Origin of the sequence: Kitasatospora dryopteridis, assembly GCF_050749075.1 — a bacterium.
Classification (GTDB): domain Bacteria; phylum Actinomycetota; class Actinomycetes; order Streptomycetales; family Streptomycetaceae; genus Kitasatospora.
On sequence record NZ_CP192749.1, the window covers coordinates 5,089,812 to 5,106,875 of the forward strand.

Here is a 17,064-nt window from a genome sequence, read left to right on the forward strand (position 1 = left end):
CGGCTCCGGGGGGTGACCCTGCCCCGGGCCGCCCTCAGCCAGACGCCCGGGCCCCGGTTGCCAGGGCGGGACCATCACTCGGGAGACCAAGCCATGAGCAACGCACCCACCCAGCGGATCGCCGTGATCGGCGCGGGCCTGATGGGCGCCGGTATCGCCCAGGTCTCGGCGCAGGCCGGGCACCCGGTGGTGCTGCGGGACGTCACCGAGGCGGCGCTGCAGCGCGGCCTCGACGGCATCCGGGCCTCGTACGAGAAGTTCACCGCCAAGGGCCGGATGACCGCCGAGGAGGCGGAGGCGGCGCTCGGCCGGATCACCACCACCACCGACCTCGGCGCGGTCGGCGACGCGGACATCGTGGTCGAGGCGGTCTTCGAGAAGCTCGAGGTCAAGGAGGGTGTCTTCCGCGAGCTCGACAAGATCGCCAAGGACGGCGCGGTGCTCGCCTCCAACACCTCCGCCATCCCGATCACCCGGATCGCCGCCGCCACCTCCCGCCCGGAGAGTGTCGTCGGCGTGCACTTCTTCTCCCCGGTGCCGCTGATGCGCCTGGTGGAGCTGGTGCGCGGCTACAAGACCAGCGACGAGACGCTGGCCGCCGCCCGTGCCTACGCCGAGGGCGTCGGCAAGGAGGTCGTGGTCGTCAACCGCGACGTGGCCGGCTTCATCACCACCCGCCTGATCACCGCCCTGGTCGTCGAGGCCGCCAAGCTCTACGAGTCGGGCGTCGCCACCGCCGAGGACATCGACACCGCCTGCCGCCTCGGCTTCGGCCACCCGATGGGCCCGCTGCAGACCGCCGACCTCACCGGCGTCGACATCCTGCTGCACGCCGCCCGCAACATCTACGCGGAGACCCAGGACGAGAAGTTCGCCGCCCCGGAGATCATGGCCCGCATGGTCACCGCCGGCGACCTCGGCCGCAAGAGCGGCCGCGGCTTCTACCCGTACGAGGGCTGACCGCAACCGCCCGCGGACACCGGTGTGCCGCACGCCCCCGAGAGCGTGCGGCCCACCGTGTGACCCGGCCCTCACAACGGCGCACCCGCGTGGGTGAGTTTGCTCACGATGCTGCCGCAGACGGGTGATTTGGGCGGTAATCGAGCGTAGGTATGGGGAGTTCCTGCGTATATTCCCTCGGACGGGTGAAGTTGGCCCGGACTCCGCCGAAGGGGAGCAACCTGCGGAGTTGGTTGACCGTCAGACGAGGGGGAGACCGGCGCGGCCCCCGGCGCGCGGCGTCCACGACACGACGCCCGCCCGGCCCGGGCCCCGGAACACCCGAACGGCGAGCGGAGGAGGAGAGCGTGCGCATCACCGGCGACCACAGCGGCCTGGCCATCGAGGGCCGGCTCGACGTGCGCAGCGCCGCCGACGCGCGGGCCGTCCTGCACGCCGCCGTCGACGGCGGCAAGGGCGACCTGGTGCTCGACCTCGGCCGCCTGGAGTTCTGGGACGCCACCGGCCTCGGCGTCATCATGGGCACCCACCGGCGGGCCGGCCGGATCGGCCGCCGCCTCGTCCTGCGGCACGTCCCCGCCCAGCTGCAGCGCCTGCTGGTCGCCACCCGCCTGCACCGCATCCTCGCCGTCGAGGGCACCGTCCCGGACGCCTACGGCACCAGCCTGCCCGCCCTCGGCACCCTGCCGGCCGGCCCGCTGGCCCTGCCCACCGCCTGACCCCGCCCGCCCCCGGAAGCTACTTCGGGGTACCGGTCTGTGCTGCGCGCGGCGAGTGTGGAAAAGTCTGCGCTCACAAGCACGGCTGCGCGGGCCCACGGCCCGCAGTGCGGCCGGTCCGACGCGCCGCCGGCACCGATTCCGGCGGCCCACCATGGGGCGGAGCAGGAACGTGGGACAGCCGACCGGTGAATTCGGGCAGGAAGGCGTACGCCCCCGCACCGGCGAGGTCGTCTCCGGAGACCTGCTGCTGGCCGTCGGGGGCCCGGACGGCTCCGAGGCGCGCCCGTGCCCCGAGGGCTGGCGGCCGGAACCCCGCCGCGCCCGCGACCGCCGCCAGGGCCGCCCCGAACTCGGCCCCAGCCCCGCCGTCGGCCCGCTCGCCCTCGGCAGCGCCCCCGCCGACCTCCCGCTGCTGGACCGCGAGGACGACATCCGGCGACTCGTCGCGATGCTCTCCGAGGGCCGATCCGTCCGGCTCGTCGGCCAGTCCGGCTCCGGCCGCAGCACCCTGCTCGCCGCCGTCGCCGACGCCGCGGACGGCATCGCCCCCGACGGCGTCGTCCGGCTCAGCGGCCACCGCCGCACCGGCGCCGACATCCTGCAGGACCTCTTCGCCGCCACCCACCACGCGCCGGACTACCGGCCGGACAGCCGCACCGCGGCCGCCCTGCTCGCCCAGGTCGGCGCCGTCGTCGTCATCGACGACCTCGACGTCGACACCGACGAGCTGAACGACCTCCTCGACGCCGCACCGGACTGCGCCTTCCTGGTGACCGTGCCCCCCGGCAGCCCGCTGCTGCCGCCGGGCACCCGGCTGGAGGACCACCCGGTGGCCGGCCTCGCCAAGTCCGCCTGCCTCGCCCTCGCGGGCCGCCTGGCGGGCCGTCAGCTCGACGAGGCCGAACGGGCCTGGGCCGTCGACCTCTGGTTCGAGTCCGAGGGCCTGCCGCTGCGCTTCGTCCAGGCCGCCGCCCTGCTGCGTCAGCGCGACCTCGCGGTGGACACCCTGGTCGCCGCCCAGGAGGACCGCAACCACGTCTTCGGCCTGGTCAAGGAGATCGAGGAGCCGGACGACCCGGCGGTCCTCGAGGGCGAACTGCGGCGCACCGTGCCGCTGCCGACCGTCGCGGAGAGCGCGGCGCCGGCCGTCCGGCTCGCCGAGGGGCTCAGCGAGCCCGCGCAGGCCGTCCTGCGGCTGTCGCTCGCGCTCGGCGGCGAGTGCCCCACCGCCCCGCACCTGCCCGCCCTGATCGACGTCGGCCTCGGCGAGAGCGCCCTGCGCGAACTCGTCGACGCCGGACTCGCCGTCTCGGTCGGCGGCCACCACCGGCTCACCACCGGCGTCGAGGAACTCCTCGCCGGCCGCTTCGAGCCGGGCACCGTCGCGTACGGCGCCGCCGAGCACTTCTCCTGGTGGGTCGGGCACGGCTCGGTCACCACCGAACAGATCGCCGCCGAGGCCGAGGTCGTCGTCGGCGCCCTGCTGGCCGACCGCGCCGCGGACCGCCCGGAGGCCGTGCTGCGGCTGGCCAGGGCCGCCGCCCCGGCACTCGCCCTGTCGCTGCGCTGGGGGGCGTGGGAGCGCGTCCTCAAGCTCGGCCTGGAGGCCGCCAGGGCGCTGCGCGCCACCGGGGAGGAGGCGTGGTTCCACCACGAGCTCGGGGTGCTGGCGCTGTGCACCCGCGCCGACCAGCGGGCGCTGGCGGAGCTGGAGTCGGCGGTCGCCCTGCGGGCCGCGTTCGGCGACCCGCGGACGGGGGCGGCCGGACGGCGGATGCTCGACCTGCTCAAGTCCGAGGCCCGGCAGCTGCCGGCCGGCGGGCAGGAACTCGCGCCGGTGGGCCGACGGCCCGTCATCCGGGCCATCGCGCGGGCGCCTTGGCGGCTGGCCGGCTCCCCGCGGGCCGGCGAGGCCCGGCGTGCGGTGGTCGCCGCGGCGGCCGCGGTGGTCGCCCTGGGCGTGATCGGCGCCGCGGTCGGGCTCGGCACGGGCGGGGACGACTCCGCGGATCCGGGTCGGACGCTGCCCGGCACCTCGGTCGACGACGGTTCCTCCGGCGCCGACTTCCCGTTCAACAGCGGCAGCGCCACTGCGCCCGCACCCGGCGGGAGCCCGTCCGACAGCCCCTCGGCCTCGGCCTCCGACTCGGCGAGTGCCTCGGCGAGCGCGAGCGGCAGCAGGAAGCCGACCTCGACCAAGTCCGGTACCGCGACCCCGGGCCAGCCCACCCGCCCGTCGACCCCGACCGGCACCACGACCGCGCCGACCACGCCGAAGCCGAGCGCCAGCGCGTCCACGAGCCCGGCCCCGACCGGTTCGCCGAGCTCCAGCCCGTCGGGCAGCGAGTCCCCGTCGGTCCCGTAGGGGTGTTGCCGAGGCGGTACGGGCACCCCTCGCGTTCCGAGGGGTGCCCGTACCGCGTTCGGAGTGCCTAGAAGAGCTTGAGCTTGTCGTCGTCGATGCCGCGGAGCTCGTCGTAGTCGAGCACCACGCAGCCGATGCCGCGGTCGGTGGCGAGCACGCGGGCCTGCGGCTTGATCTCCTGGGCGGCGAAGACGCCCTTGACCGGGGCCAGCAGCGGGTCCCGGTTGAGGAGTTCGAGGTAGCGGGTGAGCTGCTCGACGCCGTCGATCTCGCCGCGCCGCTTGATCTCGACGGCGACCGTGGCGCCGTCCGAGTCACGGCAGAGGATGTCGACCGGGCCGATCGCGGTCGGGTACTCGCGGCGGATCAGCGACCAGCCGCTGCCGAGCACCTCCATGCGGTCGGCGAGGAGCTCCTGGAGGTGCGCCTCGACGCCGTCCTTGACCAGACCGGGGTCGACGCCGAGGTCGTGCGAGGAGTCGTGCAGCACCTCCTCCAGGGAGATGATCAGCTTCTCGCCGGCCTTGTTGACGACCGTCCAGGTGCCGTCGGCCTCCTTGAGCGTGCAGGGCGGCGACATCCAGTTGAGCGGCTTGTAGGCACGGTCGTCGGCGTGGATGCTGACGCTCCCGTCGGCCTTCACCAGGATGAGGCGGGTGGCGGACGGGAGGTGGGCGGAGAGCCGTCCGGCATAGTCGACGGAGCAGCGGGCAATTACGAGACGCACGGTCGACCACGCTAGCCCACTGGGGCCAGTTGATGCGATTCCGGGGGGACGGGGTGAAGGGATCGCGGATTCGGCGAACCATGGTGTCCGCACGGTCACACGCCGTGCACGCGGCCTCCGCCCGGCGCCGCCGGCCGGTCGCCGCCCACGGGGACGGAGACTTCGCGATGAACGGTCCGACACGATCCGGCCAATCTGGCTGCTTCGGCACCGATTCCGATGGTATTCGACGCAATCCGCAGTCGCACTGAGCAATCGCCTGTCACCCTGGTGTGAGCGTCCGTCGCCCTGCGCGACCGCACGCTGACGCGCCGGCGCACGCCCGCGCGCCGGTTGTGCGCCCGGGTGCCACCCGTCCACCGTCACCCACGCCCCCGCGGCGCCCGTTCCGGGCATCTCGGGGGCGGCTCGACCGACCGTCGCGCCGACCGGCCGTCAGACCGGCGGCGGGGCGGTCCGTCCGCGCGCACGAACCGAGCACGACTGCACCGACCGAGCACGACCGCAAGACCACCCCGGCGGGCCGCGCCGCGGTGGACCGCGAGAGGAGAACCCAATGTCGCTCGACGTCTCACCGGCCCTGCTCGAGAAGGCCGAGAGAGGCGAGGTCGACGAGAGGGAGTTCGTCGACTGCGTCCGTACCTCCCTCCCGTACGCCTGGGAGCTGATCAGCTCGCTGGTCGCCCAGACGAAGGTCGACGGCACCGACTTCGCCGACAACCACGTCCCGCCGCCCAGCGAGCAGGCCCGCGGCCAGCTGCTGCGCGCGATGGCCAGCGACGCGATCCGGGGAGCCCTCCAGCGGCACTTCGGCGTGCAGTTGGCGTTCCAGAACTGCCACCGGGTGGCGGTCTTCGCCCCGTCCGCGGAGAACGAGGAGCGCTACCGGCGCTTCACGTCCGTGCGGGCCCAGCTGCTCAACCAGTCGCCGGAACTGCGCGACTGCTGACGCCGCCCGCGGGGCCGGCCGGGGGAGCACCCCCGGCCGGCCCCGCGGCGCGTCCTACTCCAGCTCCGGGAGGACCTCCGCGCCGAGGCGCTCGATGTTGTGCAGGGTGGCCTCGCGGTCGCCGGAGCCCTCGGCGAGCAGGGCGAAGCGGCGGATGCCGGTGCGCTCGGCGGTGGCCAGCAGCCGGTCGGCGCAGAGCCGCGGCGTGCCCACGGCGTGCAGGTCGCACAGCAGCTCGGTGTAGGCGTGCGGGTCGCGCATCCGGCGCTCCCGGCCGTCGACGGTGCGGTGCGCCCCGAGCCCGTACTCGAACCAGCCCGGCATGGCCCTCAGCAGGCTCGCCCGGGCCGCCGTGGTGCGGTCCCCGACCTGGACGACGCCCGCCGCCACGTGCTCCCGCTCCACCCGGGCCAGCTGCTCCTCGCCGCGCCCGCAGGCTCTCCAGGCCTCCCGGTAGGCGGCCAGCATCTGCTGCTTGTCCTCGTCGCCGGAGTGCATGCCGAGCAGCATCGGCAGGCCGCGCTCGGCGGCCGTCCGCACCCCCGTCGGCGAGGTGCAGGCGACGACCACCGGCGGGCCGGACTGCGGCTGCTCGCCGAGCTCCTGGCGCTGCCGGGGGAAGTTCCGCAGCGGGTCGGCGTCGGGCCCCGGGCGGCCGAGGCCGAGCCAGTCGGCGAGGCCCGGGCGGGCGGGCTCGCCGGCCCGCGGCACCACGGCGACCTCGGGGAAGGAGAACTGCGGCCCGTCGGCGCCGACCCGGGTGCCGTTCAGCCAGCGCAGCAGCAGGTCGAGGCGCTCCGGGAAGCCGGACTCGAAGGCCTCCAGGCCGGTGCCGAAGACGTCCAGGTCGATCCACGGGCCGCCGCGGCCCACGCCCAGCGTGAACCGCCCGCCCGAGGTCAGGTGCAGCAGCGCCGCCCGCTCGCCGAGGGCCACCGGGTGGGCCGTGGAGAGCACGCTGACCGCCGTGCCGACGCCGATCCGGCGGGTGCGCCCGAGCAGCAGCGCGGCCAGCGTCGCGGCGTCCGGGCAGATGCCGTACGGCACGAAGTGGTGCTCCGCGAGCCAGACCGCGTCCAGCCCGGCCCGCTCCGCGGCGACGGACGCGTCCACCGTGCGCGTCAGCACCTCGGCGTGGCCCTGCCCCGGGAACTGGGCGGAGAGCAGGAACGCGCCGACCGCGATCCGGTCGGTCGCCGCCGGGCGGGGGAGCAGGGCGGTGCCCGGTTCGGGTGCGCCGCCCGCTCCCAGGGGCGTGCCGGTGTCGGGCCGTCGGCTGGTCTTGGTCATCGGGTGCCTCCTCGGGGGCCCGCAGGGACTACGAACCCCGCTGTCTCACCTCGTGAGTAGCCGATGTCATGTGCCAAAGGCACGCGGTTTCACCAATTTCCCAGGAGATCGGGTGTATCTCACCCAAAACACCAGAGAGCCTGTCGATCTCGTGATACGGGCACATTCGGCGGCGCGTCGGCCCGTACCCTGGAGGGGTCCCCGTGCCCTGTCGAGAGGTGGTTCGGCGTGTCCCCGCGTCGCAATCGTGTGAAGAGCTCCACCGACCGCGAGGACGCCCCGGCGGCCCCGTTCGGCGGGCTGCGCCGCACCGAGAGCTACCGCGGCGAGGACTGGGTCGTGCAGACGGTCGCCGGCGCCCCCGGCCGGTTCTACCGCTGCCCCGGGTGCGACCAGGAGATCCCGCCCGGGGTCGGCCACGTGGTCGCCTGGCCCGACTACGGCCAGGGGGTCGAGGACCGGCGGCACTGGCACCGCGCCTGCTGGGGGGCCAGGGAGCGCCGCGGCGCCGGCATCCAGCGCGGCCGCAACGCCCCCCGGCACTGACCGCCGCCCGGAGGCTCCCTCAGGCGTCCCGGCTGCGCAGCACGAGGACGCCGCCGCCCAACGCGGCCAGCGTCCAGGCGAGGCAGATCAGGAAGCCCTGCCCCGGCCCGTACGGCTGCCCGGACTCCTGGTAGACCAGCAGCATCCGCTGGCCCGCGTAGTCCGGGAAGTAGTGCGCCACCGTCTTCACCTTGGGCACGGCGCCCAGGATCGGCGACAGCAGGAAGAAGAACGGCACCAGGACGCCGAGCGCCAGCGTCTGGTTGTGCAGCATCGCGGTGACCCCGGCCGAGAACAGGCAGATCATCGTCAGGTAGCCGGCCGCCCCGAACACCGCCCGCAGCACGTGCGGTTCGCCCAGCGAGGTGCTGTGGCCGCCGAGCAGCGCCTGGCCGGTGAAGAAGGTGACGAAGACGGTCACCAGCGCCACCGCGAACGCCACCGCGCCGATCACCGCGAACTTCCCGGCCAGCAGGGTGGCCCGCTGCGGCACGGCCGCCAGCGACACCCGGATCATGCCGCTGCTGTACTCGTTGCCGACCGCCAGCACCCCGAACACCACCATGGCGATCTCGCCCAGGATGATCCCCGCGAAGGACGTCCCGGTGGCGTCGAACGGCGAGCCCTCGGGCGCGAAGTCCTCGAAGTTGTTGTTGGCGAGGACGCTGATCAGCGCACCGAGGCCGAGGGTCACCACGAAGGCCAGGCCGAGCGTCCACAGCGTGGAGCGGACGCTGCGCAGCTTCGTCCACTCGGACTGCAGGATCGCGGGGAAGGCGGCCATCTCAGTTCTCCTTCTGCTTGCGGGCCTGCCAGTCGGAGCCCCAGGCCCGTGCCGGTGCGGCCGCCCGTGCCGCGCCCGCCGGGCCGACCGCGGGGCGGTCCCGCCCGCCCTCGCCCGAGCCGACCCGGTACTCCACCGACTCCGCGGTCATCTGCATGAACGCCTCCTCCAGGGAGGCCTGTTGCGGACTCAGCTCGTGCAGGGTGATCCGGTGCTCGGCGGCGAGTTCGCCGAGGAACGCGAGGTCGCCGTCCGGGACCTCCCACGAGCCGTCCGGGCCGGGCTCGGCGCCGACGCCCGCCCGGTGCAGCGCGTCCAGCAGCATCTCCGGCTGCGGGGTGCGGACCCGCACCGCCGAGCGGGAGTTCTGCTTGATGAAGTCGGCCATCGGCAGGTCCGCGAGCAGCCGCCCGCGGCCGATCACCACCAGGTGGTCGGCGGTCAGCGCCATCTCGCTCATCAGGTGGGAGGAGACGAACACCGTGCGGCCCTCCGCCGCCATGCCCTTCATCAGGGTGCGGATCCAGACGATGCCCTCCGGGTCGAGCCCGTTCACCGGCTCGTCGAACATCAGGATCTCCGGGTCGCCCAGCAGCGCCGAGGCGATCCCGAGGCGCTGGCTCATGCCCAGCGAGAACCCGCGGGCCCGCTTGCGGGCCACCGCGCTCAGACCCACCAGTTCGAGCACCTCGTCCACCCGGTGCCGGGGCAGCCGGTTGCTCTGGGCCATCCACAGCAGGTGGTCGCGGGCGGTGCGGCCCGGGTGGACGGCCTTCGCCTCCAGCAGTGCGCCGATGTAGGTGAGCGGTTCGGAGAGCTGCCCGTACCGCCGGCCGTCCAGGGTGACCCGGCCGGCCGTCGGGCGGTCGAGGTCGAGGATCATCCGCATCGTCGTGGACTTGCCGGCGCCGTTCGGCCCGAGGAAGCCGGTGACCACGCCCCGCGGGACCTGGAAGCTCAGTCCGTCCACGGCCAAGGTGTCGCCGTAGCGTTTCGTCAGATCGTGCAGCTCGATCATTCCCGCTCCCTCAGTCCTCGCCAGGCTATGACAAAAAGGACATACGGTTGCGGTGGCTGCGCCCCCTCGGCGAGCCGCAATACGGTGGCTGCATGAGCCTCCCCAGCGCGCCGGCCGCGCAAGAGAACGGCACCGGGACCCCGATCGTCCTGCTGCACGCCTTCCCGCTCTCCGCCCGGATGTGGGCCTGCCAGCTGGAGCGGCTGCCCGGCCCGGCCGGCGAATCCGCCCGGGTGATCGTCCCCGACCAGCGCGGCTTCGGCGCCGCCCCGCTCGGCGAGGACGAGCCCTCGCTCGACGCGGTCGCCGACGACGTCGCCCGGCTGCTGGACGCCGCCGGGCTGGAGAAGGCCGTCGTCGGCGGCCTCTCCATGGGCGGCTACGCGGCGATGGCCTTCGCCCGCCGCCACCGCGACCGGCTCTCGGGCCTGGTGCTCGCCGACACCAAGGCCACCCCCGACACCGAGCAGGCCCGCGCCAACCGCGAGCGGATCGCCCGCGCCGTCGAGGCCCGGGAGAGCGTCCGGATCCTCGCCGACGAGAAGATCGAGGACGGCCTGCTCGGGCCCGCCACCGACCCGTCGCTGGTCGCCCACGTCCGGGCGATGATCGCCGAGGCCCCGCCGCACGCCGTCGCCTGGGCCCAGCGCGCAATGGCCGCCCGCGGCGACTCCCTGGACGTGCTGCGCAAGGTCACCGTCCCGGCCGCCGTCATCGTCGGCGAGGCGGACGCCGTCACCCCGCTCGGCGAGGCCCGGCTGATGGCCGAGGCCCTGCCGGACGCCGAACTCACCGTCATCCCCGCAGTCGGCCACCTCAGTTCACTGGAGGCGCCGGAGACCTTCAACGCGGCCGTCCGCGACCTGCTCAAGCGCGTCCGCTGAGCCGCGCGGGGTCGCCCCCCACGGGGGCGCGGGGAACTGCGCGGGACGGGAGGCGCGGCGCCGTCTCTCCCGATTCGCACAGTTCCCCGCGCCCCTCACGTGGTTCCCGATCGCCTCTGACGACCCGCCCGGGGTCTGCCGAGGCTCAGCGGCGGGACAGCGAGACCGTGCCCGCCGGCAGGGTGTAGCGGTCGACCCGGCCCGGTGCGTTGTTCGGCACCACCGCGCCGTCCTTCACCGCCTCCACGCCGAAGTCGTTGTCCCCGACCAGGAACAGCTCCACCGCACCGCGCTGCGCCGGCCGCACCGCGATCCCCTCGATCTTGCCGTTGGCCAGGCCCGCCGCAGCCGCGTCGAACACCAGCCGCTTGGTCCCCGGCACCACCGCCGACGGGTCGAGCTCCAGCGCCGGCACGGTCGCCGGGTCGTCCCAGCGGGTGCCGTGCAGGTCGGTCGCCGAGCGGAAGTCCACCTCGAACAGCCGGGTGTGGACGGTCGGCCGTACCGCGTCCCGCTCCTCCACCAGCAGCCGGTCCCGGCCCAGCCAGGCGATCGCCGAGGTCGACCAGCCGCCGTCGGTCGCACTGTCCGCCTCCCGGGCGTAGGCGAACTCGCCGGTCACCCGCGGGGTCCGCGAGACGTCGATCCGGAACACCCGCTGCACCAGTGACTTCTTCGCCGCCCTGGAGTCCGGGTTGGACAGCTGCGTCTGCTGCGCCGCGTACAGCGTGCGGCCGTCGGCGGAGACGGTCAGGCCCTCCAGGCCCTTGTTGTTCTTCTGCTTGGCCTCCACGGCGGGCAGGATCGGCAGCACCCGCACCCCGGGCGCCGTGTACGCCGAACCGGCCGGCACCAGGACGGTGTCCAGCACGCCCCGCGCGGAGAAGTGCAGCAGGCCGGAGCCGTACTCGCTGCTGATCCAGAACGAGCCGTCCGGCAGCCGCACCAGGCCCTCGCCGTCGAGCCCGTACGGGTCGTTCGGCAGCACCTTGCCGGCGATGTCCACCGGGCGCTCGGCGGTCAGCGCGGCGGGCGGCAGGCCGGTCAGGAAACGGGTGCCGGTGACCGGGTCGGTCTGCCCGTGCGGCACGCGCAGCGGGATGCGGCGCAGGACCTCGATGCCGCCGTCGCGGGCGAGGCGGATGCGCAGGACCTGCGGGGTGAAGTCCGGCTTCAGGAAGATCTTGTCGGTGTCCGCCGGGGCGTCCGCGTTCGGTCCGCGGTCGGTGACCGTCCAGAACTCGCGGCCCGAGGAGTCGGCGGGGAAGAGGTCGCTGAAGCCGCCGAGCGCGAACCCGCCGCCGATCGGGGCGGGGGAGCGGTACGTCCAGGCGCCGTCGTGCCGCGGCACGGGCGGCTCCGCCGCGGTGGCGGTGGCACAGACGGGGGCGGTGAGGGCCAGGGCGGCCGCCGCGAGCACGGCGGTACGGGTGAGTCGCATGGCCGATCAGCCTCCCGCGGCCGCGGCGACGGGCGCTCGGATTCGGACTGACGGTCCGTCGACCGGCCGGTGAACAGCGAACCGGCCCCCGCCCGGTGGGGCGGGGGCCGGCTCACGGCACGTGCGTCAGCGCGACTGCTGGACGGGCAGGCCCATGTCGTCGGACGGCGAGCCGGCCGCGGCCACGGCCGCACCCGTCAGCGTGGCGAGCATCTCGCGCACGTTGGTCAGCTGCGCGTTGATCGAGTCGCGGCGGTTGGTCAGCGCCGCCAGCTCGCGCTCGGACTCGCTGCGGACGCGGTCGGCCTTGGCGTTGGCGTCGGCCACGATGTCCTCGGCCTGGCGCTGCGCGGTCTCCACCGTCTGGCGGGCCCGGCGCTCGGCGTCGGTGCGCAGCTTCTCCGCCTCCAGGCGGAGCTGCTCGGCGCGGTGCTCGATCTCGGCGAGGCGCTTCTCCGCCTTGGCCTGACGGGCCGCCAGGTCGCGCTCGGACTGCTCGCGGCGCTTGGCCAGGTTGGTCTCGAACTCCAGGGCGGCCTGCGCGGCCTTGGTGCGGGTCTCCTCGAAGAGGGCGTCCGCCTCCTCGCGCTTGTTCTGCGCGTCCTTGTTGGCCTCGGCCCGCAGCTGCGCCGCGTCGCTCTTCGCCTTGTCGACGATCCGCAGGCCCTCGTCCTCGGCCTTCGCCTTGCGGTCCTTGGCGTAGTTCTCCGCCTCGGTGCGGACCTGCTGGGCGGCGGCCTCGGCCAGCTCGCGGTGCTGCTCCGCGGCGCGGTGCGCCTCGTCGCGGAGGTCCTTCGCCTCCTCCTCGGCGAGACGGAGGATCTTCTCCACCCGGGCGCCGAGGCCGGCGTACGAGGGCTCCGCCTCGGTCACCGCCGCCTGCGCGGTCTGGGTCTCCAGGTGCAGCTCCTCGATGCGCTTCTCCAGCGCACCGATGCGGGCCAGCGCGCTGTCACGGTCGGCCACCAGCTTGGTGATCCGCTCGTCGACCTGGGCGCGCTCGTACCCACGGCGCACCAGGTCGAAGCCGTGGGGGGAGTGACTGTCGCTCATGGGATGTTGGGCTTCCTGTCGTCAGACCGCTGAGATGGTTGAGGGAATCCTGACACGTTATCGGTGTGTCATCGGCGAAATGCCGATGCTTCGCGGACAATGTCCGCTCAATCGGGTGGCGGGTTTCCGGGGCGGCTGCCCGCGGACCGCTGGGCGCCCACACCGGCTCCGGCGCGGGGCCCGTCCTTCTTGACACTGCTTCCCCCGTTGGCCTGCTGCACCGGCGACGGCGCCTCGAAGGCCTCCAGCGCGGAGAGGACGTCCTGCACCCTGGAGATCTCGGTGTTGATGTCCTTGCGCCGGCGCACCAGCTCGTCCAGCTCCCGACGGCCCTCGTCGGTGATCCGCTTGGCCTCGGCCCGGGCCTCGGCGAGCACCCGCTCGGCCTCCTCCTCGGCCAGCCGCAGCTGCTCCGACGCCGACTCGTCGGCCTTCGCCAGCCGCTTCTCGGCCTCGGCGGAGGCCTCCTCCAGCTTGCGGTCGGCCTCCTCCTCGGTGGAGGCGAGCTTGGCCTCGGCCTTCTCGATCAGCCGCTCGGCGCGGTCGGTGGAGTCGGCGAGCTTCTGCTCGGCGCCCTTGAGCAGGCCCTCGGCCTTGCGGACGGCCGCGATCCGGACCTTGCTGGCCTCCGCGGACGCCTCCGAGGTGAGCTCGGACGCCCGCTCCTCGGCGGCCGCGACCAGCTTCGCCGCCCGCTCCTCCGCCTCCGCGACGGTGGCCACCGCCTGGTCCTCGGCCTCGGTCAGCTGCTCCTGGGCGGCCGTCACCAGCGCGTCCACCCGCTCGCCGGCCGACTTCATGGCCTGCGCGTTCTCCTTGCGGGCCCGCTCGTGCAGCGCCTCGATCTCGGCGTCGGTGCGCTCGCGCAGCTCCTGGGCACGGTCACGGATCGCCGTCGAGTCCCGGCGGGCCTCGGAGAGCAGCGCGTCCGCGTCCGACCGGGCCTTCTCGACCTCGGCCTGGCCCGCGGCCTCGCCGGACGCGACCAGCCGCTCGGCCTCCTTGCGGGCCGCGGCCACCATCGCGTCGGCCTGCTCCTCGGCGGCCGCGGTGGTCGCCAGCGCGGTGGTCTGCGCCTCCTCGCCGAGCTGCTCGGCGTCGGTGAAGGCCTTCTCCAGCACGGAGGTGGCCTGCTCGCGGGTGGCGCGGTCGAAGTGCTCGGCGGCCTCGCGGAGTTCGATGTCGTAGGCGTCGGCCCGGCTGCGGGTGGACGCGTCGTAGTCGTCCGCGAGCTTCCGGGTGGCGAGGGCGTACTCCTCCGCCTCGGTGCGCAGCGCCGCGGCGAACTCCTCGGCCTCCGCGACCGCGGCACCGGCCCGCTCCTCGGCGTCGGCGAGGGTGCGGCGCACCTCGGCCTCGGCCTCGGCACGGTGCTGCTCGGCGAACTCCTTCGCGGCGGCCCGCTCGGTCTCCGCCTCCCGGCGCAGGGCGGTGTCGAAGGCGGCGGCCTCGGCGCGCAGCCGCTCGATCTCCGCGGCGACGGCCTCCCGCTCGGCGGCGACCTCGGCGGCGATCCGCTCGCGCAGTTCCGCGGTCTCCCGGTCGGCGAGCTCGCGGACCTCGGCGGCGTCGCGCTCGGCGGCGGCCTTCAGCTCGGCGATCTGCTTCGATGCGGCCTCGTGCAGGCCGGCCACCGACTGGCGGACGGCCGCGGCCTCCTCCTCGGCGCCCGCGGTCAGCGCACCGGCCTCGTCGCGGGCCTTGCGGAGCGTCTCCTCGGCCTCGGTACGGGCCTTCTCCAACTGCTCGACGGCGTCCGCGGCCAGCGTGTCGGCCTGCTCGCGGGCGGCGGCGAGGGCCTCCGCGGCCTCGGTGCGCAACTGCCCGGCCTCGGCCTCGGCGGCGTCCCGCACGGCGGCCGTCTCGGCCGCGGTACGGATGGTGAGCTCGGCGGCCTCGCGCTCGGCGGCCTCCCGGGAGGCACGGGCGGCGGCCAGCTGCTCGGCGGTCTCCTGCTGCTCGCGGCGCAGGCCGTCGGAGGCGGCCTCCCGCTCGCGGCGGCTCTCCTCCCGCAGCGCCTCGGCGGCGGCCTCGGCCCCGGCGCGGACGGACTCCGCCTCCGCGGTGGCCTCCGCCCGCTCGCGCTCGGCGTCGGCGGCGGCCTCGGCGCGGACCGCCCCGGCGGCCTCCTCGGCCTCGGCCTGCCGGGCCTGCGCGGCCTCCTCGGCCTCGGCCTGCCGGGCCTGCGCGGCCTCCTCGGCGTCGGCGCGCATCCGGCGGACGTCCTCGGCGGCCTCGCGGCGCAGCTCGGCGGTCTCCCGCTCGGCGGTGGTGCGGTGGTCGGCCGCGGTGGCCCGGGCGGCGGCAAGCGCGTCCTGGGCCTGCTGGTCGGCGGCGTCGAGGAGCTTCTCGGCCTCCGTCCGGGCGCGGGCGAGGGTCTGCTCGGCGCGGCCCTGGGTGGCGAGCGCCTGGTCCTTGGCCTCGGCGCGCAGCCGCTCGGTGTCGTTGGCGGCGCTGGCCCGCAGCTCGTCCGCGTCCTTCTTGGCGCGGGTGAGCAGTTCCTCGGCGCTCTTGGCCGACTCCTCTATCTGCACGACCGCCTGGCGGCGGGCGTCGCTGCGCACCCGGTCGGCCTCGGCCGCGGCCTGGGCGCGCAGCTCCTCCGCCTCGGCGCGCAGCCGGGCGGCCTCCTCGTGCATCCGCTCCATCTGCTCGCGGATGGAGGCGGCGTCGTCGAGGGCGGCGTTCTGGGCCTCCTCGACCGCGGCCATCGCCTGCTCGCGCAGCCGCTCGGCCTCGGCGGCGGCGCCGGTGCGGACGCGCTCGGCCTCGGCGGCGGCCTCCTCGCGGGTGGTGTCGGCGTCCCGGGTGGCCCGGGCGAGCACCTCCTCGGCCCGGCGGGCGGCCTTGGCGAGGTGGACGGCGGCGTCCTTCGCGCCGTCGGTGCGGCCGCGCTCCTCGGCCTCCACGCGCAGCGTCTGGGCGGCGGCCTCGGCCTCGGCGCGGAGCGCGGCGACCTCGCCCTCGGCCTCGGCCCGCAGGTCGGCGATGGCGGCCTCGGCCTCGGCCTTCAGCTCGGCGGCGACGGACTCGGCGGTGGCGCGCAGCCGCTCGCTCTCCTCGGCGGCGGCCGCCTTGGCGGCGTCGGCCTCGGCCTGGGCGGTCGCGGCGGCGGCCTTGATGAGGTCGGCCTCCTTGGTGGCGGCTGCCACCATCTTGGCGATCTCGGCCTTGGCGGTGAGCGAGCGCTGCTCGCTGGCGGCCTCGCCGTCGGCGACCCGCTGCGAGGCCGCGGCCGCGGCCTCGGTCTGCAGGCGCTCGGCGGCGTCGCGGGCGGCGGCCAGCTGGTCGGCGGCCTCCTGCCGGGCGCGCTCCGCCTCGGCGAGGGCCTCGGCGCGGAGCCGTTCGATCTCGGCCTGGGCGCGGCCGAGGGCGGCCTCGGCGCGCTCCTGGTCCTCCAGGGCCTGCCGCTTGAGTTCGCCGATCTCGGCCTGGGCGGCGGCGAGGCGGCGCTCGGCGGCGGCGTGCGCCTGGGCGAGCTGCTGCTGGGCCTCGTTGGCGGCGCTGCCGCGGAGCTCCTCGGCCTGGGCGCTGGCCTGCTGGGCCTGCTCGGAGGCGGCGCGCAGCAGCCGCTCGGCGTCGGTCTGGGCGCGGTGCAGGGCGGCCTCGGCGGCGGCCTGGGCCTCGCCGCGGGCGGCGTCGACGTCGGCGGCGGTCTGGGCGCGGGCCTGGTCGGCGAGGGCGGTGGCCTCGGCACGGGCCGCGGCCATCATCCGCTCGGCCTCGATGCGGGCGTCCTGGAGCAGGCGCTGGGCCTCCTGCTCGGTGCCGGCCCGGGTCTGCTCCGCCCAGGAGACGTTCTCCTTGACGTGGCGCTCGGCGGAGCGGCGGAACTCGTTGAGCTCCTCCTCCAGCTGGTGGCGCCGGGCGGCGAACTCGGACTCCAGGCGGGCGGTGCGCTCGGCGGCCTCGGCCATCAGGCGCTGGGTGGCCGCCTGGGACTCGCGCAGCTGGCGCTCGGCGTCGGCGCGGAGCTGCTCGGCCTGCATCTCGGCGGTGCGGAGCAGCTGCTCGGCCTGGCCCGAGACGGAGTCGAAGGCACGCGGCTGAGCCAGCTGCCGCCGGGCCTCGTGCAGCTTGGCCCGGAGCACCTCCACCTGATAGGCGAGGTCCTCGGCATGCTGGATGGTCTTGTCACGCTCTTTGCGAGTCCGATCCATCTCGGCCTCGAACTTGGAGAGGTGATCCTCAACCTCGTAGCGGTCGTAGCCCCGCACTCCGCGGTCCCATCCATCTCCTGGTCGCGTCCTCGACCCGGCCGTGCCGGCGCCCCTCTCCCTGTCCTGGGGGCCGGACCGACTGGTCCTTGCAGCCGCGGCACCTGC

General features: G+C 75.2%; 13 protein-coding genes. 6 read left to right on the forward strand and 7 right to left on the reverse strand.

What is annotated here, in order from left to right; translation table 11 throughout:
- The first annotated feature begins 93 nt into the window (after positions 1–93).
- The 3 genes from ACQ614_RS23180 (at position 94) to ACQ614_RS23190 (ending at position 4,047) form a co-directional block, all read left to right on the forward strand.
- Positions 94–960 (forward strand): 3-hydroxyacyl-CoA dehydrogenase family protein, encoded by an 867-nt coding sequence (locus ACQ614_RS23180; protein WP_363495143.1) that lies wholly within the window; start codon positions 94–96, stop codon positions 958–960.
- A 347-nt stretch (positions 961–1,307) separates the two neighbouring features.
- On the forward strand, positions 1,308–1,679 hold the full coding sequence (locus ACQ614_RS23185; protein ID WP_363495146.1) for an STAS domain-containing protein: 372 nt from the start codon (positions 1,308–1,310) through the stop codon (positions 1,677–1,679).
- A gap of 172 nt (positions 1,680–1,851) precedes the next feature.
- Positions 1,852–4,047 carry an ATP-binding protein gene (locus ACQ614_RS23190; protein WP_431680566.1) on the forward strand — a complete coding sequence of 732 codons (2,196 nt, stop codon included), beginning with the start codon at positions 1,852–1,854 and terminating at the stop codon, positions 4,045–4,047.
- 67 nt (positions 4,048–4,114) lie between these two features.
- Here ACQ614_RS23190 and nucS read toward each other — a convergent pair whose 3' ends face one another.
- Positions 4,115–4,774, reverse strand: coding sequence for an endonuclease NucS (nucS, locus tag ACQ614_RS23195; protein ID WP_363495152.1), 660 nt, complete (start codon positions 4,772–4,774; stop codon positions 4,115–4,117).
- Between the two features lie 556 nt (positions 4,775–5,330).
- On the opposite strand from nucS, the gene ACQ614_RS23200 reads away from it, so the two are divergent.
- Positions 5,331–5,723, forward strand: a complete 393-nt coding sequence (locus tag ACQ614_RS23200; protein ID WP_431680567.1) for an SCO5389 family protein — start codon at positions 5,331–5,333, stop codon at positions 5,721–5,723.
- Positions 5,724–5,777: 54 nt separating this feature from the next.
- Here ACQ614_RS23200 and ACQ614_RS23205 read toward each other — a convergent pair whose 3' ends face one another.
- Positions 5,778–6,908 (reverse strand): LLM class flavin-dependent oxidoreductase, encoded by a 1,131-nt coding sequence (locus ACQ614_RS23205; RefSeq protein ID WP_431683999.1) that lies wholly within the window; start codon positions 6,906–6,908, stop codon positions 5,778–5,780.
- A gap of 333 nt (positions 6,909–7,241) precedes the next feature.
- Between ACQ614_RS23205 and ACQ614_RS23210 the strand changes: the two genes are divergently transcribed.
- A complete protein-coding gene (locus ACQ614_RS23210; RefSeq protein ID WP_431680569.1) occupies positions 7,242–7,559 on the forward strand; it encodes an ATP/GTP-binding protein in 318 nt (105 codons plus the stop codon).
- Positions 7,560–7,578: 19 nt separating this feature from the next.
- On the opposite strand, the gene ACQ614_RS23215 is transcribed toward ACQ614_RS23210, so the two are convergent.
- Together ACQ614_RS23215 and ACQ614_RS23220 are read right to left on the reverse strand one after the other, a co-directional pair.
- The gene (locus ACQ614_RS23215; protein ID WP_431680570.1) at positions 7,579–8,343 is read right to left on the reverse strand and encodes an ABC transporter permease; all 765 of its coding nucleotides are present in this window, start codon (positions 8,341–8,343) and stop codon (positions 7,579–7,581) included.
- Position 8,344: 1 nt separating this feature from the next.
- Positions 8,345–9,361 carry an ABC transporter ATP-binding protein gene (locus ACQ614_RS23220; protein ID WP_431680571.1) on the reverse strand — a complete coding sequence of 339 codons (1,017 nt, stop codon included), beginning with the start codon at positions 9,359–9,361 and terminating at the stop codon, positions 8,345–8,347.
- A 92-nt stretch (positions 9,362–9,453) separates the two neighbouring features.
- Between ACQ614_RS23220 and ACQ614_RS23225 the strand changes: the two genes are divergently transcribed.
- A complete protein-coding gene (locus tag ACQ614_RS23225) occupies positions 9,454–10,245 on the forward strand; it encodes an alpha/beta fold hydrolase (RefSeq protein ID WP_431680572.1) in 792 nt (263 codons plus the stop codon).
- 145 nt (positions 10,246–10,390) lie between these two features.
- Here ACQ614_RS23225 and ACQ614_RS23230 read toward each other — a convergent pair whose 3' ends face one another.
- From ACQ614_RS23230 to ACQ614_RS23240, 3 genes are all read right to left on the reverse strand, one after another.
- Entirely contained in the window at positions 10,391–11,686 is a 1,296-nt protein-coding gene (locus ACQ614_RS23230) for an esterase-like activity of phytase family protein (RefSeq protein ID WP_431680573.1), read from the reverse strand.
- Between the two features lie 126 nt (positions 11,687–11,812).
- On the reverse strand, positions 11,813–12,739 hold the full coding sequence (locus tag ACQ614_RS23235) for a cellulose-binding protein (protein ID WP_363495173.1): 927 nt from the start codon (positions 12,737–12,739) through the stop codon (positions 11,813–11,815).
- A gap of 107 nt (positions 12,740–12,846) precedes the next feature.
- Entirely contained in the window at positions 12,847–16,956 is a 4,110-nt protein-coding gene (locus tag ACQ614_RS23240; protein WP_431680574.1) for a hypothetical protein, read from the reverse strand.
- Positions 16,957–17,064 lie beyond the last annotated feature (108 nt).